This window comes from Mesorhizobium sp. M0954 (assembly GCF_040319155.1).
Classification (GTDB): domain Bacteria; phylum Pseudomonadota; class Alphaproteobacteria; order Rhizobiales; family Rhizobiaceae; genus Mesorhizobium.
In genome coordinates this window covers 35,192-57,514 of sequence record NZ_JAMYNR010000008.1, presented here as the reverse complement: position 1 = coordinate 57,514, position 22,323 = coordinate 35,192, and the positions used below count along the sequence as shown (strand labels likewise).

The 22,323-nt window shown below is 62.1% G+C and carries 28 protein-coding genes and 1 pseudogene; 12 read left to right on the top strand and 17 right to left on the bottom strand.

What is annotated here, in order from left to right; translation table 11 throughout:
* Window positions 1–196: 196 nt before the first annotated feature.
* Window positions 197–415: an extracellular solute-binding protein gene (locus NKH93_RS13065; RefSeq protein WP_352970584.1), complete on the top strand. Its 219-nt coding sequence runs from the start codon at window positions 197–199 to the stop codon at window positions 413–415.
* Here NKH93_RS13065 and NKH93_RS13060 read toward each other — a convergent pair whose 3' ends face one another.
* From NKH93_RS13060 to betI, 5 genes and pseudogenes are all read right to left on the bottom strand, one after another.
* Entirely contained in the window at window positions 416–1,210 is a 795-nt protein-coding gene (locus NKH93_RS13060; RefSeq protein WP_352618131.1) for an inositol monophosphatase family protein, read from the bottom strand.
* 66 nt (window positions 1,211–1,276) lie between these two features.
* Entirely contained in the window at window positions 1,277–1,480 is a 204-nt protein-coding gene (locus NKH93_RS13055) for a hypothetical protein (RefSeq protein ID WP_352618134.1), read from the bottom strand.
* A 50-nt stretch (window positions 1,481–1,530) separates the two neighbouring features.
* Window positions 1,531–1,707, bottom strand: a pseudogene (locus tag NKH93_RS13050) (aspartate aminotransferase family protein); the annotation flags it as partial.
* A 27-nt stretch (window positions 1,708–1,734) separates the two neighbouring features.
* Window positions 1,735–3,036 carry a flavin monoamine oxidase family protein gene (locus NKH93_RS13045; RefSeq protein ID WP_352618137.1) on the bottom strand — a complete coding sequence of 434 codons (1,302 nt, stop codon included), beginning with the start codon at window positions 3,034–3,036 and terminating at the stop codon, window positions 1,735–1,737.
* A gap of 76 nt (window positions 3,037–3,112) precedes the next feature.
* Complete coding sequence (gene betI / locus NKH93_RS13040; protein ID WP_502893699.1) at window positions 3,113–3,829, bottom strand: transcriptional regulator BetI; 717 nt, start codon at window positions 3,827–3,829, stop codon at window positions 3,113–3,115.
* Window positions 3,830–3,942: 113 nt separating this feature from the next.
* Between betI and NKH93_RS13035 the strand changes: the two genes are divergently transcribed.
* Together NKH93_RS13035 and NKH93_RS13030 are read left to right on the top strand one after the other, a co-directional pair.
* Window positions 3,943–4,161, top strand: coding sequence for a hypothetical protein (locus NKH93_RS13035; RefSeq protein ID WP_352918616.1), 219 nt, complete (start codon window positions 3,943–3,945; stop codon window positions 4,159–4,161).
* A 2-nt stretch (window positions 4,162–4,163) separates the two neighbouring features.
* A complete protein-coding gene (locus tag NKH93_RS13030) occupies window positions 4,164–4,466 on the top strand; it encodes a hypothetical protein (RefSeq protein WP_352918427.1) in 303 nt (100 codons plus the stop codon).
* On the opposite strand, the gene NKH93_RS13025 is transcribed toward NKH93_RS13030, so the two are convergent.
* From NKH93_RS13025 to NKH93_RS13010, 4 genes are all read right to left on the bottom strand, one after another.
* Entirely contained in the window at window positions 4,463–5,521 is a 1,059-nt protein-coding gene (locus NKH93_RS13025; protein WP_352686689.1) for a dipeptidase, read from the bottom strand. The two genes, NKH93_RS13030 and NKH93_RS13025, sit on opposite strands and share 4 nt — an antisense overlap.
* Before the next feature lie 188 nt (window positions 5,522–5,709).
* Complete coding sequence (locus NKH93_RS13020; protein ID WP_352451160.1) at window positions 5,710–6,009, bottom strand: GNAT family N-acetyltransferase; 300 nt, start codon at window positions 6,007–6,009, stop codon at window positions 5,710–5,712.
* The gene (locus NKH93_RS13015) at window positions 6,002–6,637 is read right to left on the bottom strand and encodes an alpha/beta hydrolase (protein ID WP_352686686.1); all 636 of its coding nucleotides are present in this window, start codon (window positions 6,635–6,637) and stop codon (window positions 6,002–6,004) included. Before NKH93_RS13015 ends, NKH93_RS13020 begins: the two co-directional genes overlap by 8 nt.
* Window positions 6,638–6,647: 10 nt before the next feature.
* A complete protein-coding gene (locus NKH93_RS13010) occupies window positions 6,648–7,580 on the bottom strand; it encodes a VOC family protein (protein WP_352918430.1) in 933 nt (310 codons plus the stop codon).
* A gap of 187 nt (window positions 7,581–7,767) precedes the next feature.
* On the opposite strand from NKH93_RS13010, the gene NKH93_RS13005 reads away from it, so the two are divergent.
* Window positions 7,768–9,381: an alkaline phosphatase family protein gene (locus NKH93_RS13005; RefSeq protein WP_502896448.1), complete on the top strand. Its 1,614-nt coding sequence runs from the start codon at window positions 7,768–7,770 to the stop codon at window positions 9,379–9,381.
* 52 nt (window positions 9,382–9,433) lie between these two features.
* Here NKH93_RS13005 and NKH93_RS13000 read toward each other — a convergent pair whose 3' ends face one another.
* Window positions 9,434–10,801: a PRC-barrel domain-containing protein gene (locus NKH93_RS13000; protein WP_352540232.1), complete on the bottom strand. Its 1,368-nt coding sequence runs from the start codon at window positions 10,799–10,801 to the stop codon at window positions 9,434–9,436.
* 252 nt (window positions 10,802–11,053) lie between these two features.
* Here NKH93_RS13000 and NKH93_RS12995 point away from each other — a divergent pair, with 252 nt between their 5' ends.
* Window positions 11,054–11,974, top strand: coding sequence for a diacylglycerol/lipid kinase family protein (locus NKH93_RS12995; RefSeq protein ID WP_352471119.1), 921 nt, complete (start codon window positions 11,054–11,056; stop codon window positions 11,972–11,974).
* 58 nt (window positions 11,975–12,032) lie between these two features.
* Here NKH93_RS12995 and NKH93_RS12990 read toward each other — a convergent pair whose 3' ends face one another.
* Window positions 12,033–12,206, bottom strand: coding sequence for a hypothetical protein (locus NKH93_RS12990; protein ID WP_292659198.1), 174 nt, complete (start codon window positions 12,204–12,206; stop codon window positions 12,033–12,035).
* Between the two features lie 146 nt (window positions 12,207–12,352).
* On the opposite strand from NKH93_RS12990, the gene NKH93_RS12985 reads away from it, so the two are divergent.
* Window positions 12,353–13,879 (top strand): sensor histidine kinase, encoded by a 1,527-nt coding sequence (locus NKH93_RS12985; RefSeq protein ID WP_352613535.1) that lies wholly within the window; start codon window positions 12,353–12,355, stop codon window positions 13,877–13,879.
* A 48-nt stretch (window positions 13,880–13,927) separates the two neighbouring features.
* On the opposite strand, the gene NKH93_RS12980 is transcribed toward NKH93_RS12985, so the two are convergent.
* Both NKH93_RS12980 and NKH93_RS12975 read right to left on the bottom strand, forming a co-directional pair.
* Complete coding sequence (locus NKH93_RS12980) at window positions 13,928–14,407, bottom strand: hypothetical protein (RefSeq protein ID WP_352918433.1); 480 nt, start codon at window positions 14,405–14,407, stop codon at window positions 13,928–13,930.
* A 10-nt stretch (window positions 14,408–14,417) separates the two neighbouring features.
* On the bottom strand, window positions 14,418–14,744 hold the full coding sequence (locus NKH93_RS12975; RefSeq protein ID WP_023678546.1) for an ElaB/YgaM/YqjD family protein: 327 nt from the start codon (window positions 14,742–14,744) through the stop codon (window positions 14,418–14,420).
* Window positions 14,745–14,854: 110 nt separating this feature from the next.
* On the opposite strand from NKH93_RS12975, the gene NKH93_RS12970 reads away from it, so the two are divergent.
* A complete protein-coding gene (locus tag NKH93_RS12970) occupies window positions 14,855–15,352 on the top strand; it encodes a response regulator (RefSeq protein ID WP_352821300.1) in 498 nt (165 codons plus the stop codon).
* A gap of 29 nt (window positions 15,353–15,381) precedes the next feature.
* Here NKH93_RS12970 and NKH93_RS12965 read toward each other — a convergent pair whose 3' ends face one another.
* Both NKH93_RS12965 and NKH93_RS12960 read right to left on the bottom strand, forming a co-directional pair.
* On the bottom strand, window positions 15,382–15,933 hold the full coding sequence (locus NKH93_RS12965) for a sigma-70 family RNA polymerase sigma factor (RefSeq protein ID WP_023678544.1): 552 nt from the start codon (window positions 15,931–15,933) through the stop codon (window positions 15,382–15,384).
* A gap of 3 nt (window positions 15,934–15,936) precedes the next feature.
* Window positions 15,937–16,140, bottom strand: a complete 204-nt coding sequence (locus tag NKH93_RS12960; RefSeq protein WP_023678543.1) for a NepR family anti-sigma factor — start codon at window positions 16,138–16,140, stop codon at window positions 15,937–15,939.
* A gap of 217 nt (window positions 16,141–16,357) precedes the next feature.
* On the opposite strand from NKH93_RS12960, the gene NKH93_RS12955 reads away from it, so the two are divergent.
* The 5 genes from NKH93_RS12955 to NKH93_RS12935 all read left to right on the top strand — a co-directional run bounded on the left by NKH93_RS12955 (window position 16,358) and on the right by NKH93_RS12935 (window position 19,663).
* The gene (locus NKH93_RS12955) at window positions 16,358–17,152 is read left to right on the top strand and encodes a response regulator (RefSeq protein ID WP_352471123.1); all 795 of its coding nucleotides are present in this window, start codon (window positions 16,358–16,360) and stop codon (window positions 17,150–17,152) included.
* A gap of 226 nt (window positions 17,153–17,378) precedes the next feature.
* On the top strand, window positions 17,379–17,543 hold the full coding sequence (locus NKH93_RS12950; protein ID WP_023678541.1) for a DUF1328 domain-containing protein: 165 nt from the start codon (window positions 17,379–17,381) through the stop codon (window positions 17,541–17,543).
* 191 nt (window positions 17,544–17,734) lie between these two features.
* Window positions 17,735–18,769: a sensor histidine kinase gene (locus tag NKH93_RS12945; RefSeq protein WP_352451150.1), complete on the top strand. Its 1,035-nt coding sequence runs from the start codon at window positions 17,735–17,737 to the stop codon at window positions 18,767–18,769.
* A gap of 131 nt (window positions 18,770–18,900) precedes the next feature.
* Window positions 18,901–19,071, top strand: coding sequence for a hypothetical protein (locus tag NKH93_RS12940; protein WP_352685923.1), 171 nt, complete (start codon window positions 18,901–18,903; stop codon window positions 19,069–19,071).
* 346 nt (window positions 19,072–19,417) lie between these two features.
* Entirely contained in the window at window positions 19,418–19,663 is a 246-nt protein-coding gene (locus NKH93_RS12935) for a YMGG-like glycine zipper-containing protein (RefSeq protein WP_006328050.1), read from the top strand.
* Between the two features lie 98 nt (window positions 19,664–19,761).
* Here the strand turns inward: NKH93_RS12935 and NKH93_RS12930 are convergent, their stop codons facing one another.
* Window positions 19,762–21,384, bottom strand: coding sequence for a CHASE domain-containing protein (locus tag NKH93_RS12930; RefSeq protein WP_352821298.1), 1,623 nt, complete (start codon window positions 21,382–21,384; stop codon window positions 19,762–19,764).
* A gap of 129 nt (window positions 21,385–21,513) precedes the next feature.
* The gene (locus tag NKH93_RS12925; RefSeq protein ID WP_352613525.1) at window positions 21,514–22,314 is read right to left on the bottom strand and encodes an ATP-binding cassette domain-containing protein; all 801 of its coding nucleotides are present in this window, start codon (window positions 22,312–22,314) and stop codon (window positions 21,514–21,516) included.
* Window positions 22,315–22,323: the final 9 nt, after the last annotated feature.

The following is a 22,323-nucleotide window of genomic DNA, read 5'->3' as shown; positions in this document are numbered from 1 at the left end:
AAAGGCGGCCGTACCCTTCCAACTTGAATTTTCCGCGTATCTGCATTTCATAAGTCGGCAAATAAATTAGGGAGGAATTTCAACGTGATAAAAGGGCAATTCTCTGCGCCGGCATCCTCGCCGCCGGTATGTGGTCCGCGTCGTCATCGGCGTCCGCCGAAAGCCTGACCATGTCTTGCGGCGTTGACGAGGTCTGGTGCAGCAGACGGCGCGGGCGTTCGAGGAGAAGACCGGCATCACCGTCAATATGACCCGCAAGAGCGCTGGCGAAATCTATGCGCAATTGCGCGCCGAGGCCGCCAACCCAAAGGGAGACATCTGGTGGGGCGGAGCCGGCGATCCGCATCTGCAGGCAGCCGAGGAGGGCCTGACAGTGGAAATACAAATCGCCGCTGCTCATGCGGACCGGTTCTGATCAAAGCTTGAAGGATTGCACGCAGAGCTGGCGGACCTGGGCGAACACGCCGCTGCCGGCGCAAATCACCAGCGCGCCGTTTTCCAGCACCGTCTTTGGGTCGGGCTTGACTATAGTGCCGCCGGCTTCTTCCACCAGCAGCATGCCTGCCAGGCAGTCCCAGGCGTTCATATGCTCTTCGACATAGCCGAGCAGCCTGCCGGCGGCCGCATAGGCGAGCATCAACGCGCCGGATGCGTTACGGAAAAACACGCCGCCCTGTGAAAACAGCAAACCGATGAGCGTTGCGACGTTCTGCATTTCGGCGCGGTTGGAAAAGCCGGTGCCCAACGAGCCGTCGGTCAGGCTGGTGGCCGCGCTTGCCCTGATCGGCTTGCCGTTGAGAAAAGCGCCGCCGCCCTTACGGCAATGGAACGTTTCGCCGGTAGAGGGCTCGTGGATGACACCCACGACAGTGTCGCCGTCCTTGGCGCAGGCGATGACCACACACCAGGCCGGAATGCCCCGCACGAAATTCGCGGTGCCGTCGATCGGATCTATCACCCAGACATGCCCGCTCGATCCGGTGACCGAGGCATGCTCCTCGCCGACAATTCCATCGGTCGGGTAAGCGGCTTTCATTGCCGCACGGATGAACAGCTCGACCTCGCGGTCAGCCTGCGAGACCATGTCCTGATGACCTTTGCTCTCGATGGCGAGGCTGTCGAGGTCGCGAAAATACTTCAGGCCGAGCGCGCCGGCGCGCCGCGCGAGATCGATGGCGAACTGTTCGCGCGTTGCTGTGTCGGGTGTCATGAGATCCTTGGGATGGCGAATGTGATCTGAGGAAAATACCCCAGCCAAAGAAGCTTAGCGGTGAAGCTAAGAGCGTGCAAATGACGAGCCCTGCCTTTTGCGGGGCAGCCCCGAGGCCGACCGGTCTTCCATGCGCCCGACAGCGACAGTCGCGCTCATACGGGTCCGGGTCATGTCGCCTTCGATATAGATGATCTGGCCGGTCATGAAGCTCGACGCGTCGGAAACCAGGAAGATCGCGGCACCGCCCAGTTCATCGACCCCGCCCACCTTGCCAGCGGCCGACCAATGCCACGGCTGAGATTGCCGGCGATAAACGCCTATCCCCGCCAGACATCTTCGCGGCGCAGATCGTCCATCGCGCGCGAAATGCCTTCGCGCAGGATCGACACCATATCGTCGATCTACTGGCGCTTGATGATTAATGGCGGCGACATCACGCACATGTTGATCAGTAGCCGGACCAACAGGCCGAGCTCGTGGCAATGCGCGTCGATGCAGGTCGGCACCTCGATCCGCCTCGCTTATGACCCTGAGGCTCTGCTGGCGATAACCGACTGAATAATTTTTTGCGCAGCAGTGCGACCGGCGACGATCGCGCCCTCGACATAGCCCGGAAATGACGGCGACAGCTCCGACGAGGCAAAATGCACCGGCGGGGCGCCCGCCCGGATAATGCGTTCGGCATCCGTTGCCGTCGCATCGACGATCGAATCGCTGTAACCGCCGCCGCTCCAGTGATCCCCGGTCCAGTCGCGATGGCTGAGATCGGTGACGCCGGCGGCCTCGATACCGAGCGCATCTTGCAGCTTTGATGTCACCGTTGCGCGTAGCGCCGCGCTGTCCATATCCCGCCAGCGCTGCGCCAGCGGCCCGCCGATGAAGACGACAAGTGCTGCATGATCCTCATCCTTGCTGGCATCGCAGGCAAAAAGTCCGTGCGGCTCCCGCCACATTACCATGCCGCTCAAGCCCCTGTCGCGCCAGAAAGCCTTGGGATAGCGCACCAGCATTTTGATCACCGCGCCGCTTTGCCAGACGCCGAGGGCTCTCTCCAGCGCAGCCGGCAGCGGCGGCACGAAATCCACTCTCGAGGCCATCATCGGCGGTAGCGCGACCAGTACCGCTCGTGCCTCGGTCACGCCGGCGGGCGAAACGACGCGAACCCCTCCCGGCCCGTGCTCAATAGCCTCGACAGCTGTATTCAGCCGCAGTCGATCGCCGAGATCCCGCGCAAGATCATCCGCCAGCGAATGCATGGTTTCGCCCACGAAATATTGCAGCTCCGACACCTCGTTGGTGATGCGGCGATCATTGTCGATCAAGTACCACAGCGGCAGCCTTTCCATTGCCAGGCACCACAGGCCCTCGATCATCGACCGAAAGGCGGCCTTGGCATCGTCGGGATCGTTCTGGCGATCGAGCCATGCCGCGACTGTCAAGCCGGCGATGGCCGGGTCGGTCGGTGCGATCGCGTTCATCCGCTCGCGCATTCGCATCGCAGTGCCGTAAGTGCGCCCGGCTTGCGCCTCGCTCATTCGCGGCTGCGTGACGAATTCGCCTGCGACATGGGTCTCGACCAATGTCTTGCCGCGCGCTCGCACCAGCGCCATTAATTCCGGCATGTCTTCGCACAAGAACTGGCCGCCGCTGTCGATCCGCTCGCCGAGCCCGTTCTGCACGGCTTCGACGCGGCCGCCGACACGGTCGCGGGCTTCGAGCAGCACGGCATCGATGCCGGCGTGGTTCAATTCACGCGCGGCCGACAGGCCGGTGAAGCCGGCGCCGACGATGGCCACATCGGCTCGTTCGATCTTGAACTTCATTAGCCGGCCTTGATCTTCTCGAATGTCAGGCGCCGGATCATTGTCTTCATTGCTGGTCCACCCTCTTTTTGATGGTTCATGCCGGCCTGGCACCGCGGGCTGCTGAGTTCGGATAGTGCTTGGGGAATGCCGCAGACAGGAACTCGTTCGCGGCCTGCAGCGCCGTCTCGCGTGTGGCGTCCTCGGTGCCCATCATCAAATGCAGCCACAGACCATCCAGCATGGCGCTGAGCGCCAGCGCCATGACTTGCGGCTCATAGGCATAGAAGCCGCTCTGCTTGAGCGCCGCGCAAAGATCGATGAATATGTTCTGGTAGACGGCATCGCGTGCGCTGCTCAGCGCCTGATATTTCGGTCGCGATTTGGCCTCGCCCCAGAAGGCACACCAAGCAGCCAGCTTGCGCTTGTTGCAGATCGAGCGGTTGAAATCGGCTGCCACCAATGCCTGCAGCTGGCGGGCGGGATCATCGCCGGCCCTTTGCAAGGCGCCGCGCCAATGCGCCGAATACTCGTCATGCATGTATTGCAAAGTGGCGACGAGCAGCTTCTCCTTGCTCTCGAAATGGAAATTGACGATGCCGCGCGACAGGCCGGCGCCGTCGGCGACGTCGGCCATAGTCGTTTCCGAATAGCCGCGCTTGGCCAATGAATCGATAGTCGCTTCGATCAGTTGAACCTGCCTTGTCTCTTTCGACGCTTTGCGGCCGCGCTTTTCGGAATCGCTTTTTCGCGCCGGTTCGAGGAGGGCTTCGCGCGCCTCTGTTGTCTTCATCGGGGTGATGGTCTCCAGCATCGCCGGCTAGCCGACCGGCATCGGCCGCGAAGATCAGTGGGACGGTGTTTGCCACTGTCAAGCACCTTCTGCATGGCTGCCCATATTCGGATGTTCTCGTCGAGATTGCATCCTTGGAGAAAACGTCGTCGAAGGCACCGTCGGCGAAAGGCAGCAGTCCCGGCGATGCAGACCAGATCAGCGCCGCCGAGCCCGCCTGCAGCGGATCTTGGGTCGAGATCCACGCCAGGCGCGAGCTGCAATATCAAAAGCTGCTGAAGCGTGCCAAACTGGTGCCGCGGCTGGTCGTCAGGCTCGGCCGCCGCACTGCCAGTCCGCCTGCGGATTTCTAAACATGGCCGACACCGACAGTCCCAAACTCGACGCCGAAGCCGCCGAACAGTGGCAGCTGATCAACACACCGCTCGGCGAAAAATGGTCGGGCCGCACCCGCTATGCTGCGGCCATGTTCTTCTACAAACACGGCGAGATGAGCGCTGAAACGCTGGAGGTCTACCGTATTTGTGCGAGGCTGGATTCGACCGATCCGCTGCCGATCATCCGCGACCGCGGCATTGGCCAGGACTGGCTTAAACGCTGGGTTTCGAATAGTCCGCCTCCAAATCGCATTCCGGTCAAGCCGGCATCACCCGCTTAGCCGATGGTCTTTTCCAGCATGCCGAGCCAGTTGCGATAGGCGATCTTCTCGATCAGCGCGCGCCCGAAGCCGCGTGCCGCGAAAGCGTCGAGCAATCTTGGCAGGCCGGCAACGTCGCCTATCACGGCCGGGATCATGGCGCCGTCGAAATCCGAGCCCAGGCCGACGCCGTCTTCGCCCAGCGCCTGCAGCAACGAATCGACATGGCGCACCATGATGTCGAGGCTGGTGTCGGCGTTCATCCTGCCGTCCTCACGCAGGAACCCGGTGGCGAAGTTCAGCCCGACCATGCCGCCGGAGTCGCGGATCGCGCCGAGCTGCCATTCGGTGAGGTTGCGCGAATGGCCGCAGATTGCGTGCACGTTGGAATGGGTCGCGACCAGCGGTGCGTCGCTGATCTCGACGACGTCGCGGAAACCTTTTTCGTTGAGATGCGAAAGATCGATCATGATCTTCAGCTGGTTGCAGGCTTTCACCAGCGCCTTGCCGGCATCGGTCAGCCCCGGCCCTGTATCGGGCGACGACGGGAAACGGAACGGCACGCCGTGGCCGAAGGCATTGGGACGGCTCCAGACGATACCGAGCGAGCGCAGGCCGGCTGCGTGGAGGACATCGAGCAGGGTGAGCTCAGGGTCGATCGCCTCGACCCCTTCGATGTGGAAGACCGCCGCGATCGAGCCTTGCGCCATCGCCTTCCTCACATCGCCGGCGGTGCGGCAGACAGTGAGCGCCGAAGCCCGCTCCAGCCTGAACAGGATCGAGGCCATCGCTATGGTGGAGTTGAGCGCATCGGCGCGCGGAACCTCGGGCGGCAAGGGCTCACTGTCGCTCGGCGCCAGCGGCACCGCGCCGCGCTTGGATTTCTCGACAGGCGGCGGGAAGATCGCGAACATGCCGCCGGCAAATCCGCCTTTCTTCGCGCGCGGCAGGTCGATATGGCCACTCGGCGTCCCCTCGACGAACAGCTTTTCGAGGTCCGCATCCTTCGACTGGTAGAGCCTGAGCAGCGTGTCGTTGTGGCCGTCGAAGACGGGAACGAGATCGGATTCGGTCATGGAGGGCCATTCGGTTGAAGTGGTCGGGCCGCGGAGGGCGAGCCGGTTGTTGCCAATACTTAGGCAAGGCGAGCGCTCTGCGCAATTCCCGCATGTTTGCCTTATGTTTGTACGCCGCCAATGGTCGAAGCGGCACGCGGTAAAGCCGCGCACCCTTTCTCCTGTCATTCATCGAGGGGCTGTCTCTCTTACCGCTTCAGCACGTCCGCCCATTCCGGATGGCGGCGGAACTGAGCATTGGCGAACGGGCAAAGCGGGATGATCGTCTTGCCCGCCGCACGTGCATCCTCGACGGCACGGGTGACGAGGCGAAGTCCCGCGCCCTGGCCGCGAAATGCATCCGGCACTTCGGTATGGTCGATGATGATCTGGTGCTCGCCGACCTTGGTGAAGGTCATCTCCGCCTCGGCGCCGCTCGGCCCACGCAGGAAGTAGCGGCCCTTCGAGCCGCGGTCCTCCAGCTCGATCTCTGGCAATAGGTCAGACATGGCTTGCGGTCCTTTCATCCGGCGCTACGGCGAACAACTGCCGCGCCGCCTCGATCTCGCTCGGCCGCACCTCATGGCCGCCGTCATGCCACTCGACTGTGACATCGGCACCATCGGCGCGCAAATAGGCTTCGAGCCGCGCCGTCAAATCAGGCGGACAGATCGGGTCTCGCCTGCCGGCGGTGACCAGGATGCGGCTGCCGTCAAGGCTGCCCTTGACCTCCGGCTCGAACGGGATCAGCGGATGCATCAGCACCGTTGCGTCGAACAGCGACGGTTCGGCAAACAGCACCGAGGCCAGGATGTTGGCGCCGTTGGAATAACCGAGGCCTAGCACCGAAGATGGCTTTGCCGCCTCGACATGTGCCTTGACGAAGCCGGCCATCTTGTCCGTCGCTCGCGTGAGATCGCCCATGTCGTAAACGCCCTCGCCGGTACGGCGAAAGAAGCGTGCGGCGCCTTGTTCCGAGACATCGCCGCGCGGGGCGACGATCGTCGCTTGCGGCGCAAGATCGCGCCCAAGCGACAGAAGCTGATCCTCGTCGCCGCCAGTGCCATGGAAGACGAAGAGCAACGGTCCGTCCAGCGAACCGGGCAGCACCTTGTGAATATACGAATCCTTGCTCATAACCCTGCCCTCAGTCTTCCAGTTTCTGCAGATGCTGCTCGAGATAGGGCCGCAAATGCTGGTGTTGCGACGGCAGCTTCAGCGCCTCGCCGAGATGGGCGGTATCCTCGTCGCGGTCGAAGCCCGGCTCGTTGGTGGCGACCTCGAACAGCACGCCCCCCGGTGTGCGGAAGTAGATCGCCCAGAAATAATCGCGGTCGATCACCGGCGTCACCCGATAACCTGTATCGAGGAGTGCCTTGCGCACTTCGAGCTGCTTGGCGCGGTTCTCGACGGCAAAGGCGACATGGTGGACCGAGCCGGCGCCGAGATTGGCGAAGCCGGCCCCTGGCAGCGATTCGATATCGACGACATCGGCGCCGTTGCCGTTCTTCACCGCCAGCCGCCTGACATTGCCGGACTTGTCGATCTCCTCATAACCCATGAATTTCAGCAGCTCTTCGGTGGCGCCACCGTCTTTCAGCCTGAGCGACACCGAGTGAAAGCCGCGGATCGCCTCGTCGGTGGGAATGCCACCCTTGGCCCATGGCGCACGGTTGTCCGCTCTGTCCTCGACCAGCGCAAACCCGTCGCCATCGGGGCCGGCGAAGGCAAGACGCTTCTCGCCGAACGTCTCCTCGCGGGACAGCCCGGTGACGCCTTGCTCGGCAAACCGTTTCTCCCAATAGCCGAGCGTGCCCTCAGGCACCGAGTAAGCGGTGGTGCCGACCTCGCCAACGCCATGGCGGCCCTTGCCGATGTTGGGAAACGGGAAATAGGTCATCACCGAGCCGGGTGTGCCGACCTCGTCGCCGTAATAGAGGTGGTAGACATCGGGTGCGTCGAAATTGACGGTTTTCTTGACCCGCCGCAGACCGAGCGTCCCGGTGAAGAATTCATTGTTCTGGCGCGCATCGCTGGCCATCGACGTGACGTGATGCAGGCCCTTGACCTGGTCGAGCATGTCTGTTGCTCCTTCCCTTGTGCTGGTGCGGCCCTTGCCGCTGTCCACGCAAATATGAGCATCCGCCTCCTGGCCGCAAAGGCGGCAAACACAGAATGGACTGTGCTGTTAAAGTGAACGACGAAGCAGGTTTTGTTCACCATTCGGCAAACTGGACCGGCTTGCATACTCGCCGAAATTGCGCTCCATGAGCGACGCATGTAGCAGCGTGAGGATACCGCGGTTGACGGGAAAACGCCCCAACATTCTCCTGATCACCTGCGACCAGTGGCGCGGCGACTGCCTGTCAGCTGCTGGCCACAAGGTGGTAAGAACGCCCAATGCCGACGCGCTGGCCGCCGAGGGCGTTCTGTTCCAGAAGCACTATGGCGGCGCCGCACCTTGCTCGCCGGCACGCGCCTGCCTCTACACCGGCCTCTACCAGATGAACAATCGTGTCTGCCGCAACGGCACGCCGCTCGACGCCCGCCACGGCAACATAGCCCTCTGGGCACGCGCCCTCGGCTATGATCCGACGCTGTTCGGTTATACCGACATGGCGCGCGACCCGCGCACGCTGGCGCCTGGCGACCCGCAGCTGAAAAGCTATGAAGGCGTGCTGCCCGGCTTCACCGTGCGCCAGCTTCTGCCCGAGCACCAGAAGCCCTGGCTGTCATGGCTCAAGGCGCGCGGCGTCGATGCCGGCGCCGGCTCCCCCGCCATTCACCGCCCGGCGGGCGAAATCCTGGAAAACGACGGCGCGATCAGCAACGGTCCGCCAATCTATTCGAAGGACGAGACGCCGTCGGCCTTCCTGGCCGGCGAATTCATCCGCTGGCTCGGCGAGCAGGAGCGCGATGCCCCGTGGTTCGCGCATCTTTCCTTCATCAGCCCCCACCCGCCCTTCATCGTGCCGGCGCCTTACAACGCCATGTACGATCCGGCCATCGGTCCAGCTTTTGACCGCGCGGAAAGCTGGCAGGCCGAAGCAGCAAGCCACCCTTATCTCGCCTATGAACTTAACCGGCAGGAACGGTCGAAATTCCGTCCCGGCTCGGAGGGCAAGGTGCGCGACTGGGGCGACGATAATTTTCGCCGCATCCGGGCGCTCTATTACGGCATGATCTCGGAGGTCGACGCGCAGCTTGGCCGCGTCTGGCAAGCGGTCAAGGCGGCCGATGCATGGGACGACACCGTCATCGTGCTGACCTCCGATCACGCCGAGATGATGGGCGATCATTTCATGCTGGGCAAGGGCGGCTTCTTCGACGGCAGCTTCCATATTCCGCTGGTCATTCGCGATCCGCGCCGCCGCAAGGCGGCCGGCAGCAGTGTCGACCGCTTCACCGAGGCGGTCGATTTGGCACCGACCTTGGTCGAGCTCACTGGGCTCGAGCTCACTGGCGGCGAAGTCCTGCCGCATCTCGACGGCCGCTCGCTGGCGCCTTTCCTGGACGCAACGGAGCCGGACAATTGGCGCGATGCGGCGCATTGGGAGTTCGATTTCCGCTCGATTGCGGATGGTGATGCAGAACGCTATTTCGGCATCGGTCCGCGTCAGTGCAATCTCGCCGTCATCCGCACGCAAAAGTTCAAATATGTGAATTTCGGCGGCGGCCTGCCGCCCTTGCTCTTCGACCTGGAAAAAGATGCCGGCGAGCTGACCAACGTCGCTGACGACCCAGCCTATCTGCCGGTGCGGTTGGAATTTGCCGAGAAGTTGCTCGCCTGGCGGGCCGAGCATCTCGACCAATCTCTGGCGCTCGCCGAATTGACGGACAATGGCGTTGCCGGCCATGTCGCGGGCTTCCCCTCGAGATAAGCAAAGCCCGCGCCGTTGCCGGCGCGGGCTTCTCTGTCGGCCTGTGAGCAGCTTAGCGCATGATCATGCGCTGTTTGTCGCGATTTTGCGCATAGCTGGCCTTGTCGTAGGGGGCCTGCGCCTCAAGCTGCTCCTTGGTGAAGTTCGTGTAGAGATAGCGCTTGCCGTTCTTGTCGGTCATGAATTTCAGGTTGTCCATGCCGACCGCCACCTCCTTCTCGCCGACGCCAAGGAAGCCGCCAACGTCGATGATGACTGCGTCGACCTTCTTGTCGCTGCCCAGCACGATATCGCCGATCTCGCCGACGTTGACATCGTTGGCGCCGTAGACGGTTGTTCCAACCAGATCCTCGGCCCGGATTTCGCCCATCGGCATTTCGGTTAGCGTCGACTTGTCGATCGACCCGGTCTTGGTCTGGTCGGCCGTGGAATTAGCCGGAGGCGCCGCTGCCGGAGCGTTTTGAGCCGTCTTGCCGGCTTGGTCAGCGTTGTTGGTCGTTGCGGTGTTGTCGTTCGGCGCAGTGTTGCTGGCCATCACGGTAGGCGTGACGGTAGCAGGCGCATTGGCATCGTTCGACGCAGTGGTTGCCGGGGCCGGATCATAGGCCTTGCGGTTGAAGTCTGGCTGCGCCTGCAGCTCTTCCTTGGTCGTTTGCGCGACCAGCCAGCGATCGCCGTTCCTCTCGGCCCACTGCGCCTTATCGAAGTCATAGGCGACGTTCTTTTCGCCGATGCCGAGGAAGCCGCCGACACCGATGATCAGCGATTGCGCCTTGGCTTCCTTGTTGATGACGATGTCGTTCACGTCACCGATGTTTTGGGCGTCGTCGCCGGTGCCGTTATAGACGGTCTCGCCGATGATATTGGTGGCGAGATTGCCTTCGGCGCGCTTCACTGGCTCAGCCGGCGCGGCAGGCGCCGGGGTTGTATTTTGCGCGCTGGTGGAAGGGGCGGCAGGCGCCGCATTATCCGCCGAAGCTGGTGGCGGAGTCGGATCGTAAGGCCTCCGGTCGAAATCCGGCTGAGCCGTCAACTCATCCTTCGTCGTTTGCGCTATCAGCCAACGGTCGCCATTTCTTTCGGCCCATTGCATCTTCTTGTAGTCGAAAACGACGTTCTTGGTTCCTATGCCAAGAAAACCGCCAACGCCGATGACGACGGATTTTACCTCGCCGCGCTCGTCGAAGACGACATCGGTGATCTTGCCGATATTCTCTGCATTGTCGCCGGTGCCGTTATAGACCGACTCGCCGATGATATTGGTGACAAGGCTGCCCTCGGCGCGTTGCACCGGAGCGGCTGGAGCGGAATTCTCTACGGCGGGTGGTTGCGCCGGCGCCGGGGTCGTCGCCGACTGCGCAAATGCACCCGTCGCAATCAATGTTGCGACTGCTGTCGTGGTTAAAAGGGTGCGGATCATCTTAGTGTCTCCTCGTCGGTGATTTCGTGCACGCCGTGCCCGCCTGGCGTCACTGCGGGCGCAGCGTCTTCTGCATGTTCACAACGTTGTGACCACACTGTTGTTCCGAAAAAAGCCGTGGTGCACCCGGTGCGATGTCAATGGTTCTCGGATTCGCCGCGTTGGTCGAAAGGAACATTTTCTCGGCCGCCCCGTTCCACTCCCGGCTGGGGCTACGTCCCGGCCCGATAGGTGCTGGAAAATGGAACGGCCATGCGGTTTGCAGCGGTGCTGAACAAGGACGGGGGCACCCTGCGCACCATCGATCTTGAGGCCTTCGCCAGTCGGATGCGCAGCACACTTGAGACTGCCGGCCACTCGATTGATATCGAAATCGTCGCCGGCAAGGATATCGTCGCCACGCTGGACGGCGTAGCTTCCAGGCGCGGCATCGACGTCGTGCTGGCTGGCGGCGGCGACGGCACCATTTCGGCCGCGGCAGCCCGTTTGATGAATGGGGAGAAGGCGCTGGCAATTCTGCCGGCTGGCACAATGAACCTTTTTGCGCGCGGCCTCGGTATCCCGCAGACCCTCGATGCGGCACTGAAATCGTTTGCCGACGGCGAGGTGATGGCGATTGACATTGCAACAGCCAACGGCCGGCCCTTCGTGCATCAATTCTCGATCGGCATGCACGCCAGGATGGTGCAACTGCGCCAGAAGATGGAATTCGGCTCGCGGTTGGGGAAGATGCGCGCCTCGGTGCGAGCCGCTTGGGCGACGATCAACAATCCACCGGCGATGAACGTAACGCTGATGATCGGCGAGGCCGAGATCAGAACCCGGATCACCGGTATCGGCATCACCAACAATCTGTTTGGCGAGGGCCACCTGCCCTATGCCGATAATCCGGCAGGCGGCGTGCTGGGCATCTATGTCACCGTGGCGCGGCGGCGCGGCGAATTGATCAGGTTCCTCTTTGACGTCGCCCGTGGGAAATGGCGCGGCAACGAGCATGTCGAAATCCATCAGGCAAACCGCGCCGTTTTGAAAATCCATTCGACTAACAGGAAAGTTCAGGCCGTCATGGACGGCGAACTGGTAAAGCTCGATCGCGAGACGACCGTCGAAATCCATCCGCGCGCGTTGAATGTTCTCGTCCCGGCGCGCGCTGTCGAGGCAAAGGTTGCCTGACGTGGGATGCGTGATGTGGGGTTGCGTGATGCAAACTGGCGCGAGCGATGGAGAGAACCTAGCCGCTGGGCGTGTTGCCCTGTTCGGTCTTCGGCGTCTCGATCATCCAGCCGTAGATTTCGGCGACGCCCCAGGCGATAAAAGCCAGCAACAGCGCGGCGATCAGGATACGAAGGACATGCCGACCCCGCCGCCCTTGACGGGCTTTGTTTTCAGGAATGGTTTTTGGCATCGTCTGGCTCCATATTTGGCGCCGGCAGGCGTAACTCGCGGGGCGTTGGCTGGTAACGGTCCCCCGCCGCGAAAGTTCCGGCACTGCAAGGCGGCAGACGGGCCGGTTGGCCTGACCAATCAGCGGAGCCGGCCTCCGGGGGCATAGTGGACGACAATAGCCAGAACACGCCGGGCCTGCCGGCCGATATTCGCCGTGTGGTGGGCGCCGCGGACCGTCTTGCCGTGCTGCACGGCCTCGACACGCTGGACGGGGCTGCCGACCCTGATTTCGATCGTATCGGCGGTCTTGCCGCTTCGGCTATGCAAACGTCTGTCGCACTGATCACGCTGGTCGATGCCGAGCGGCAGTGGTTCAAGTCCTGTATCGGCCTCGACGAGACCGAAATCGCAACCGAGACATCGTTCTGCGCCTATACCATCGCAGCCGGCGACGTGCCGATGGTGGTGGCCGACGCGGCGGCGGATCCGCGGTTCAAAGCCAATCCGCTGGTCACCGGCGAGCATCATATCCGCTTTTACGCAGGCGTGCCCATCGTAGTCGACGGCGCGCTGATCGGCACGCTGTGCGTGCTCGACCGGAAGCCGCACGCACGTCCTTCCTCTGTCCAGCTCGACCAGCTGTCGGCGCTGGCCGGCCTCGCCGCGAGCCTGTTCACGCTGAAGGATGCAACCCGCAGTGCGGCGATTGCCAAGGCAGCACTGGTTCGAGAGGAAAAGCGGCGCGCTATCGCGCTCGACGCGGCTTCGCTTGCCAGCTGGGCATGGGATATCCGCAGCGATATGATCGACTGCGATGTCCTGCTGTCCGAATTGTTCAACCTGCCGAAGTCGAACAGGCTGAGGGCGCGCGACATCCTGACCGCCATCGACCCGCGCGACGTTCACCAGACCGAAACACGCTTTCGCGACGCGCTGACCGGCAGCGACGATTATTTTGGCGAATACCGTGTCAAAGGCCTCGATCCGCCGCGATGGATCGCAACACGCGGCCGCGTCATAGAACGCGACGGCGATGGCAAGCCGACGCTGATCTTCGGCGTCAACTACGACATTACCGAACGCAAGCTTGGCGACGAACGTCAACGACTGTTGCTGCGCGAGCTCAATCACCGCGTCAAGAACACTTTGGCAACCGTACAGGCGCTGGCGACGCAGACCGTTCGCCATGCCCGCCAGCCAAGCGAATTCCTCGAAGCCTTCAGCGCCAGGCTGCAGGCACTGGGCGTTGCGCACAGCCTGCTGTCGGACCGCGAGTGGCGCGGCATCGGCATCCGCGAGCTGGTGGAGATCGAGCTAAAGCCGTTCCAAGCCGCCGGACAATCGCGCATGGCGATCTCCGGCGCCGATGTCCTGCTCTCACCCGACCAGGCAGTCGGGCTCGGGCTGATCCTGCATGAACTGGCAAGCAATGCACTGCAATACGGGTCGCTCTCGGTTTCCTCCGGAAAGGTCGATCTCGATTGGAGGGTACAAGGCAGGAAGGGCGCACGCCGTCTGTTGCTGGCCTGGCGCGAAAGCGGCGGCCCGCGGGTTGCGCCGCCCGAACGCCATGGCTTCGGCTCGATCCTGATCCGCCGCAGCCTGGCCAAGGTCATTTCCAGCGAGGTGATCCATGAATTCCGGCCGGACGGCGTGGTCGCGGAAATATCGATTCCGCTCGAAGATTTGTGATTTTGCGACCGGCGCCAGAATCGTTTGCCCCGAACTATCCCATCCGAACTATTCGCGTTTGCCGGTATCCGGATCATCGGAGCCGCGCTTCACGTTCTCGCGGTAGATGGCGTAGGCAGCGAGTGCTATCGCCGGACCGAGAATCGCGCTCAGTCCGGCCTTTCCCGGGCCATCTTTGCCCTTGAGCAGCGCCGGCAGCACGGCGAGTGCCGCAGTGATCCCGATAGCCTTCATGTCGGCGTTGCGTCGCTTCGCCCGGCGCCTGGCGCGCGAGCCGGCCGACATCCGGTAGACGAGCAGGATGAGACCGGCGATTGCGAGAAAGCCGATCCCGAAGCTCAGGGAAGCTGCCATCGGCCCATAGCGGGCCGCCGTCCAGATATAGGCCGCCCCGACCAGGAAGCCGAGGCCGCACAGCGCTACGACCGCTGCGACCGAATAGACAATTGCAGCCACACGCGCGCGTTGCACCGCCGCAATGGTTTCGCCCGAGGCGAGGCCCGAGATCAGCGATGCAAGCATTCCCATGCGTGCAGAACTAGCGGCGCGCGAGAAGCGCGAAGAGGAACCCGACGCCGGCGGCGATCGCCAGCGACGTCACCGGCTTCTCGCGCATATGCGCTATCATCTGCGCCTCGATGTCCCTGGCGTTGCTGCGCAGGCTGTCGAAGGCTGCCTCGCCCTGGGTTCGCAACTGCTCGACGCTTTCGGCGGCGGCTCGCCGCGCTGCCCCGTAGCCATGTTCGCCAGTTTTGGCCAACAGCTTGGTAAGTTGGTCGATGTCGGCCTTCAGTTGTGCGATGTCGGCCTCAATATCGGAATTCGTGCGGGCTTCGTTCGCGGCCTTTCCTGCGGCAGTCGCCATTGCTTCACTCTCCATGCTTTTGCTCGGTCGAAACGCCCGACAGACCCCAAGGTTCCGGCACGAACCTCTTCTAACCCTATCTCCGGCAGCGCGCGTTGCAAATGCCTTGCATGGGCCGAGGCCGACGCATCCGCGCCAGCGCGTCTTTTTTAAATGACAGCATGCCAAATAACGATCATGACTTCCCCCGTTTCACGATCGAGACGAATTTAAGGAGATATTGCTGCGTGCGCGCATCACTCGACGGTTTGCGGATTCTTATCCTGGAAGATGAGTTCCTGATTGCCATGGATATCGAGCAGCTTTGCCGCGACTACGGCGCGCTCAATGTGGTCATCGCCCGTGATCTGACTGAGATCGAACAGCAAGACGTTGCCGCGCAGTTCGATGTGGCCATCGTCGACCTCATGCTGAGCGGCGTTTCGACGCTCCAATTTGCTTCGCGGCTGCGTGAAGCGGGCATCCCGTTCGTCTTTGCCTCGGGCTATTCGGATACGGACGAGATCAAGAAATCCTTTCCCGGCGTCAGACTGGTCACCAAGCCCTATTCGGGAGACGATCTCGTCGAGGCAGTGGCGGCGGCCTGCAGGCGAACGCCTCTCCGCTGAGGCGCGGAGCGGTTCGAACACGCCGCGCTTCACGCAGCCGTCGACCCGGTTACCTGAGCCGAAATTGCGTCCGGGCCATACTCGTCTTCACCGGAGATCTTCAGAATTTCCTGCAGCCGTGTGCGGGCGCGGCTGACGCGGCTCTTGATCGTTCCGACGGCGCAGCCGCAGATCTCGGCCGCTTCCTCGTAGGAGAAGCCCGACGCGCCGATGAGGATAATGGCTTCGCGCTGGTCTTCTGGCAGCAATTCGAGCGCGCCGCGAAAGTCCTCGAGGTCAAGTTGGCCGTGCTGGGCCGGGTGAACGGCAAGCCTGGCCGTCATGACGCCATCGCTGTCCTGCACCTCGCGGCCGCGCTTGCGCATCTGCGAATAGAATTCGTTGCGCAAGATCGTGAACAGCCATGCCTTCAGATTGGTGCCGGGCTGGAAGCTTTCATGCTTGTCCCATGCCTTGACCAATGTTTCCTGCACCAGGTCGTCGGCCTTGTCGGCGTTTTGCGTCAGCGACACGGCAAAAGCCCGCAGGCTCGGGATCGAGCCGAGCAAGTCGGTCTTGAAGCCCTGGGAGACGGCCGCCATGCCTCAGTCCTTCTTTTGTACAGGTTCGGCTTTTTCCAACTGGCTGAGCAGTTGGGCGAAGCGATCCGGCACATTGTCGGAGACCAGCTCGTCGTAGTATTGTTTGAGTTTGCGGCCGATTTCCGAGTTCGGCCCAAGCGGGTCGCGGGAAGCAGCCCGGCGCCCGTTGCCAACGCCACCCATGGTAGCTTTCGTCATGTTCTTCATTTCGCCCTTTTGTCCCAGCCTTAAGCCGCCCTTCAACACATAACGCAAGGCAAGCGGCAGCCTCGTCTGGTTGCCCAACCCGCCCCTAAACGCCAGCCCATATATTTAGTTCCGCATGATCGGAACTTTTTCGCAGAACCCGCGTTTTCAACTCTGGGCTTGCGAACCGTTTTTTAGCTGTAACATGCAATCACGTCATATGAGGGAGACGTCCAATATGAGCCTATCAGCAACCATCGCTCCGCACCTGCCGTTCCTGCGTCGCTTCTCGCGCGCAGTATCCGGATCGCAGGAGAGCGGCGACGCGCTGGTCGCCGCAATGCTCGAGGCCATCATTGCCGATGTCGACATCTTTCCGAACGCATCGAACGACCGCATCGCGCTCTACAAGGTCTTTGCCAAGCTCTTCACCTCAGTGGCCATTCGCGTTCCGCAGGAGCATGCCCAGTCGGCATGGGAACAGCGTGCCGCGGCCAATCTGAATGCAATTGCGCCTCGCCCCCGCCAAGCCTTTCTGCTGGTGGCGGTCGAAGGCTTCAGCGAAGACGAGGCGGCGGAGATTCTCGACGTCGACGAACAGGAATTCTCCGAACTCCTCGCGCAGGCGAGCAACGAGATCTCCCGTCAGGTGGCAACCGACGTGCTGATCATCGAGGATGAGCCGCTGATCGCCATGGACATCGAGGAAATGGTCGAAAGCCTCGGCCACCGCGTCGTCGGAACGGCGCGCACCCACGCCGAGGCGGTGGCGATGTTCGGCAAGGCGCGGCCAAAGATGGTGCTTGCCGATATCCAGCTTGCCGACGGAAGTTCGGGCATAGCGGCCGTGAATGAGATCCTGTCGTCGACCTCGGTACCGGTGATCTTCATCACCGCCTTTCCCGAGCGCCTGCTCACCGGCGAGCGGCCGGAACCGGCATTCCTGGTTACCAAGCCGTTCAATCCGGACATGGTCAAGGCTCTTATCAGCCAGGCCCTGTTCTTTGACCGGCACGCGAAAGCCGCGGCATGAAACAGCGGGCGGCCGAACTGCGGCCGCCGAGACAGCCGCTCCCCAGGATCAGAGGGGAGTGACGCCGGCTCAATTCACTGGCAACCAACTGGGGCAACCAACTGGACCTTTCCACACACCGCGGCAATTCGGGCCCTGAAGATTTTCAGCATCGTCTTTTTCGGAAAATGGTGGAACAAACGGAGGCGAATCACGTTTTCACCGCAGCATTGGAAGGAGATCGATCATGCTTTACTGGGCGCTCGTATTTCTCGTCGTGGCGATCATCGCCGGTGCGCTTGGTTTCGGCGGCATCGCTGGCACCTCGGCCGGCATAGCGCAGATATTGTTCTTCATCTTTCTCGCCTTCCTGATCATATCGCTTATTGCCGGCCTGATCAGACGAGCGTGAATGCCAAGCGGCCATTCAAGCGAACACTGGAAGCCGCACCCCTCAAACGGTTTCCAGCCACCGCCGGGCAGTGTCCTCCAACGGGATGCCGCTCGGCGGACCGCTTTTTAAGGTTTGATACGAACCTCCTCCTTTTGGAACCCATTTTTCCGCGAACCGTTCAGCCCGACATGGGTTGAGCAAATTGACCGATGCGTTCCAGAGTCGGAAAAATGAAAGACCGCGGCCAGAGTGATGAGATCATCGCTTTGCATCCCGCCGAAAGCGGGATGCAGCTTGGTCGGGCCCTTCTCCATGCACTGCACAATGCCGGGATTTCCGTCCTGTACCAGGATCGCGAGATGAAGACGGTGTGGGCGCGCAACATGCGCGCGCCCTGGACTTCCGATGCCTCCGACAACAACGGCATCTTGCCGCCGGCGCAGGCAGAGCGTATCGGCGCCGCCAAGCACGACGTCATCGTCTCCGGCAATCCTCAACATCTTGAGCTCAGTGTGCCGGCCGATGACGGCGCCCGCTGGTTTCAGGTGTGGATAGACGCCGACCGCAGCGAGACCGGCGCGGTGCAGGGCGTCGTGACCACCATGGTCGAAACAACCGAGCAGAAACGCCGGGAGCAGACGTTGAAGGCGCTGCTGCGCGAAGTCAGTCATCGCTCCAAGAACCTTTTGGCCATCATCCAGAGCATCGCCACCCAGACGGGCCGTTATTCCGGCAGCATTGACGATTTCCTGACGCGCTTCCGGGGCCGATTGCAGTCGCTGGCCTCCTCGCAGGATTTGGTTACGTCATCCAACTGGCGGGGAGCGGCGCTGCGCGAGCTGGTTTCCGGTCAGGTCGGCAGGTACGGCGCGGATCCCTTGCACAGCCTACGTTTCCGCGGCGCAAATCCATATCTCAACCCCAATGCCGCCTTGCACATCGGCTTGGCCATGCATGAGCTCGCCGTCAATTCGGTCAGCTATGGCGCACTGTCGCGCAGCGACGGTTTCGTCGAGGTGACGGCCGATCTGACGGCAGCTTCCGCTGGCGAGCCTGCGCTGTCGCTGACATGGGCCGAAGTGATCGGAGCCAACGACAATCAGCGCAGTGAGAAGCGTTTTGGCAGCGTCGCGCTCGAACGCGTCGTGCCCACTTCATTGAATGGAACGGCGACCCTTGAGATCACCGGGAACCGCCTCGAATACCGCCTTGTCGTTCCTCACGGTAATTTCGAGACGGATTAACGAGCGGCGGTCGCCGCGCGAAGGCTTGCTGCGCATCGCCATCTTTAACCGACTGTTCACCATAAAGTCCGATCCTGTGCGAACGTGCCGATCCGCCGGATTGAGTTTGGCACAAAGTGAAGGGATGGGCGTTGACGGCTGCAGACGTGAACAGACTGGAACAGGCCGCTCGCGTCTCGATGGGCGGTTTTCAGGATCCCGACGCGCCCGCAACGCCCGCGCCTCGTGCTTCGCCCCTGCGCTTCGCCGCCGTCGCGCTTATGGCCGCGATCGTCCTGACCGCCGCGTCCCAACTGATCTGAATCGAACTCGCCTCTGCTTGATCGCTTTGAAACCACTGCCCGAGTGCTCGGCCGTGCCCGTTCGCGGTCGCTGACCTGCAGGGCCAGGCCCAACATGTCGGCGCCAGATGCCTTGCCGTCGATCCGGCGCTCGAGAACGACCATGACAGGATCGTCTGGAACGTGCGCCCCAACGGCACGCTCGATGCGTCCTTGGAGATTTCCGGGTTCGTGGTAGCATCGAACGGCGCACGCCCCGAAAAAGACTATCTTAATCAACAATGAAATCGTGCGGGCAAAGGCCGTACTTTCATGCTAAATGGCGGCTGGAGCTTATTAAAGTGAGGACAAAAGTGAGGATGACTCCATGCGGAAGATGATTATTGCCATGGTTGCCGTGGTTGCGGTCAGCGGCTGCACCACCACGGAAGAGAACGTGGGTATCGGCACTGTGGGCGGCGCGCTCATTGGTGGCGCTGTCGGCGGCGGCAAGGGCGCTTTGATCGGCGCCGGCGCTGGTGCGATTGGCGGTCTGCTCGTTCGCCGGCTGCAAAATGGCTACTGCCAATACAGAGATCGTCACGGCCGGATTTACACAGCTCGCTGCAACTAGTTTCGAGCTCCAGGCGAACAGCAAACGCGGAGGCAGGCCACCTGTCTCCGCGTTTGCTCTTTAAAGCGCTGTTGCGATGCGGCCCACGAGACGGCGTTTCAGGCCGGCAGCGGAACCTTGATTTCCACGTTCAAGCCATCTTCGCGAAAATCGCGCCTGATTGTGCCACGCAATTCGCGCGTGACGTTGAGATCGATCAGTCTGGTGCCAAAACCACTCTTTGCCGGTCTCTCAAGCTTCTTCTGACCGGCCTCGCGCCAGTTGAGAGCCAATGTCCGGGTGCCGCTACGGGCTTCGAGCGACCAGTCGACCTTCAGCGCACCGACTGAATTGCCGGCTTCGCCATGCTTCAGCGCATTCGTCGCCAGTTCGTGAAAGACGAGGCCGAGTGCCTGCGTCGTCTTTTCATCGAGAAGAATCTGCGGTCCCGACAGCAGCCCTTCAGGAAGCTCGCTGCCGAACACCTGGCCTAGCTCGATGCGCAGCAGGTCGCCGAGATCGGCTTTCTGCCAGCGTGAGCGCGTCAGCATGTCCTGGGAAGCCGCCATCGCCTGCAGCCGGGCCGAGAAAGAAGCCGAGAATTCCTGGACGTCGGTGGTGTGCGATGCTGTCTGGCGCGCGATTGCCAGCACCCGCGTGATCGAGTTCTTGATGCGATGCTTCATCTCCTGCAGCATCAGGTCTTTTTCCAGCAGGCTCTTTTCGGTCGTTTCGTGAAGCAGCGAGACCGCCTCATAGGCCCGCTCCTGATAGCGGGCCACCAGCGCGATGGCGCCCGCAAGCAGCAGTCCGAACAATCCGAGCATCACCGGGATGGCGCGCGAGGAAGGTTGCGAGAAAGCACTTGTCGGCCTGAACAGGACGACCCACGGCCGGCCGGCGACGGTGACCTTGCGGGTGACCAGCAGCCTGTCGCCGAGGCTCGAAACAGGCGGCGTTTCCGATTGGAACAGCAGGTTGTCGCTGTCCACCGTGCCGTCATAGATCTCGGTGTTGACCGGCAGCAATGGTGCCCGGCTGAGCGCAGCCTGGAACAGATCACGGGCGCGGAAGGCCGCATAAAGGAAGCCGGCAGTCGAGGATCTCGTCGCGTTCACGGCGTCCGGCGCGGTTTCGACATTGAGCCGGACGAAGACGAGGAACCCGGTAAAGGTCTGCGCGGCACCCGTATCCTTGCCGAACTGCACGAGCCCGCTGGCGTGCTGCTGGTCGTCGGCCATCGCCTTTTCGATCGCCTCGCGCCGCGCCGGCCCGGTGAACATGTCGTAGCCGATGCTGGATTTGTTGGACGGATCCAGCGGTTCGAACAGCACGATGGGCGTACGCCACGGTAAGTTCGTGTCGGGATAGATCGGATGGCTTGCGCCGTGATCGTGCAGGATGTCGCGCTCGACCGCCGCCTCGTTGCCAGTTTTCGCCAGGCGGAGGAAACCGATGCCGCGCAGGCCGGCGAAATTATTGTCGACGTCGAGCGCGTTGAAGAAAGCCTTGAACTCGCCCTGCGAGATACCGCCATTGCGTGCGTCGAACAGCGCCCGGGTCGAACGCAGCAGCGACAGGTCCAGGTCGATGCGGCTTTCGATCCGGTTAAGCGCGTCGTCTGCCGTCGCCTCGAATTTAATGCGGGCCGCCTCCTGGGTGGCAAAATAGGCAAAACCCGCCATCGTCAGGCTGATCAGCGCGACGGCGATAAAAGCGACGGTCGGAAAAAGCTTCTTCAATTGCTGATACGTCCCGTGGACGGTTCGGCATCTTTATGGGCAAGTCCTGACGCCAACACAATGGCGAGGCCAAAGCATGGTGACGGCTGGCACATTTTGGCGGCGTGTGATTAGCCGGCTAATTCTCGTTCATGCGGCGATCTTCAGCGCGCCCGGCCCCGGAATGGCGCCGGGTGGGCACTTGCCGAGGATGATCATGCCGAGCACCTCGTCCTGGGTGACGTCGGTTGTGCGCGCCGTTCCGACAACCCGACCGTTCTTCATGACGCAGACACGGTCGGCAAGCTCGAACACGTCGTGAATATCATGGCTGATCAGGAAGATGCCGATGCCGTCGGCCTTGAGCTGCCTGACCAGTTCGCCGACCTGCGCCGTCTCTTGCGGCCCGAGTGCAGCCGTCGGCTCGTCCATGATCAGGATGCGAGCATTGAACAGGATGGCGCGGGCGATCGCCACCGACTGCCGCTGGCCGCCCGAAAGCTTTACCACCGGCTCCTTGAAGCGTTGGAAACGCGGATTGAGCCTGCCCATCACTTTGCGCGCCTCGGCCTCCATGGCGACGTCGTCGAGCGTTCCCCAGCCGGTCATCAGCTCGCGGCCGAGAAACAGGTTGGCGGCCGCATCGACATTGTCGGCCAGCGCCAGCGTCTGGTAGATCGTCTCGATGCCGTACTTCTTGGCGTCGCGGGGATTGGAGATCGAAGCCTCCTCGCCGTTGACCAAAATCTGGCCCGCATCGCGCTTGTAGGCGCCGGACAGGATTTTTATCAACGTCGATTTGCCGGCACCGTTGTGACCGAGCAAAGCCATCACCTCGCCCGGGAAAAGGTCGACAGAGGCATCGTCGACGGCGCGAATGCCGCCGAAAGCGATGGAGATGTTGCGCATGTCGATCAGCGGCGTGCCCGTGGGAGCGGTTTTGTCTGCCATGATCGTTCC

What these genes read in the sequence shown, in the direction of transcription:
- NKH93_RS12980 (WP_352918433.1), bottom strand. Translation starts at nt 14,407, where the DNA reads ATGGGAATGCTTGCATCGCTGATCTCGGGCCTCGCCTCGGGCGAAACC.
- NKH93_RS12975 (WP_023678546.1), bottom strand. Translation starts at nt 14,744, where the DNA reads ATGGCGACTGCCGCAGGAAAGGCCGCGAACGAAGCCCGCACGAATTCC.
- NKH93_RS12970 (WP_352821300.1), top strand. Translation starts at nt 14,855, where the DNA reads ATGGGCCGAGGCCGACGCATCCGCGCCAGCGCGTCTTTTTTAAATGAC.
- betI (WP_502893699.1), bottom strand. Translation starts at nt 3,829, where the DNA reads ATGCTGGAGACCATCACCCCGATGAAGACAACAGAGGCGCGCGAAGCC.
- NKH93_RS13020 (WP_352451160.1), bottom strand. Translation starts at nt 6,009, where the DNA reads ATGTCTGACCTATTGCCAGAGATCGAGCTGGAGGACCGCGGCTCGAAG.
- NKH93_RS12935 (WP_006328050.1), top strand. Translation starts at nt 19,418, where the DNA reads ATGCGGAAGATGATTATTGCCATGGTTGCCGTGGTTGCGGTCAGCGGC.
- NKH93_RS12995 (WP_352471119.1), top strand. Translation starts at nt 11,054, where the DNA reads ATGCGGTTTGCAGCGGTGCTGAACAAGGACGGGGGCACCCTGCGCACC.
- NKH93_RS12945 (WP_352451150.1), top strand. Translation starts at nt 17,735, where the DNA reads ATGCGTTCCAGAGTCGGAAAAATGAAAGACCGCGGCCAGAGTGATGAG.
- NKH93_RS12965 (WP_023678544.1), bottom strand. Translation starts at nt 15,933, where the DNA reads ATGGCGGCCGTCTCCCAGGGCTTCAAGACCGACTTGCTCGGCTCGATC.
- NKH93_RS12925 (WP_352613525.1), bottom strand. Translation starts at nt 22,314, where the DNA reads ATGGCAGACAAAACCGCTCCCACGGGCACGCCGCTGATCGACATGCGC.
- NKH93_RS13000 (WP_352540232.1), bottom strand. Translation starts at nt 10,801, where the DNA reads ATGATCCGCACCCTTTTAACCACGACAGCAGTCGCAACATTGATTGCG.
- NKH93_RS13010 (WP_352918430.1), bottom strand. Translation starts at nt 7,580, where the DNA reads ATGCTCGACCAGGTCAAGGGCCTGCATCACGTCACGTCGATGGCCAGC.
- NKH93_RS13030 (WP_352918427.1), top strand. Translation starts at nt 4,164, where the DNA reads ATGGCCGACACCGACAGTCCCAAACTCGACGCCGAAGCCGCCGAACAG.
- NKH93_RS12950 (WP_023678541.1), top strand. Translation starts at nt 17,379, where the DNA reads ATGCTTTACTGGGCGCTCGTATTTCTCGTCGTGGCGATCATCGCCGGT.
- NKH93_RS12955 (WP_352471123.1), top strand. Translation starts at nt 16,358, where the DNA reads ATGAGCCTATCAGCAACCATCGCTCCGCACCTGCCGTTCCTGCGTCGC.
- NKH93_RS12990 (WP_292659198.1), bottom strand. Translation starts at nt 12,206, where the DNA reads ATGCCAAAAACCATTCCTGAAAACAAAGCCCGTCAAGGGCGGCGGGGT.
- NKH93_RS13045 (WP_352618137.1), bottom strand. Translation starts at nt 3,036, where the DNA reads ATGAAGTTCAAGATCGAACGAGCCGATGTGGCCATCGTCGGCGCCGGC.
- NKH93_RS13005 (WP_502896448.1), top strand. Translation starts at nt 7,768, where the DNA reads ATGAGCGACGCATGTAGCAGCGTGAGGATACCGCGGTTGACGGGAAAA.
- NKH93_RS13015 (WP_352686686.1), bottom strand. Translation starts at nt 6,637, where the DNA reads ATGAGCAAGGATTCGTATATTCACAAGGTGCTGCCCGGTTCGCTGGAC.
- NKH93_RS12960 (WP_023678543.1), bottom strand. Translation starts at nt 16,140, where the DNA reads ATGAAGAACATGACGAAAGCTACCATGGGTGGCGTTGGCAACGGGCGC.
- NKH93_RS13025 (WP_352686689.1), bottom strand. Translation starts at nt 5,521, where the DNA reads ATGACCGAATCCGATCTCGTTCCCGTCTTCGACGGCCACAACGACACG.
- NKH93_RS13060 (WP_352618131.1), bottom strand. Translation starts at nt 1,210, where the DNA reads ATGACACCCGACACAGCAACGCGCGAACAGTTCGCCATCGATCTCGCG.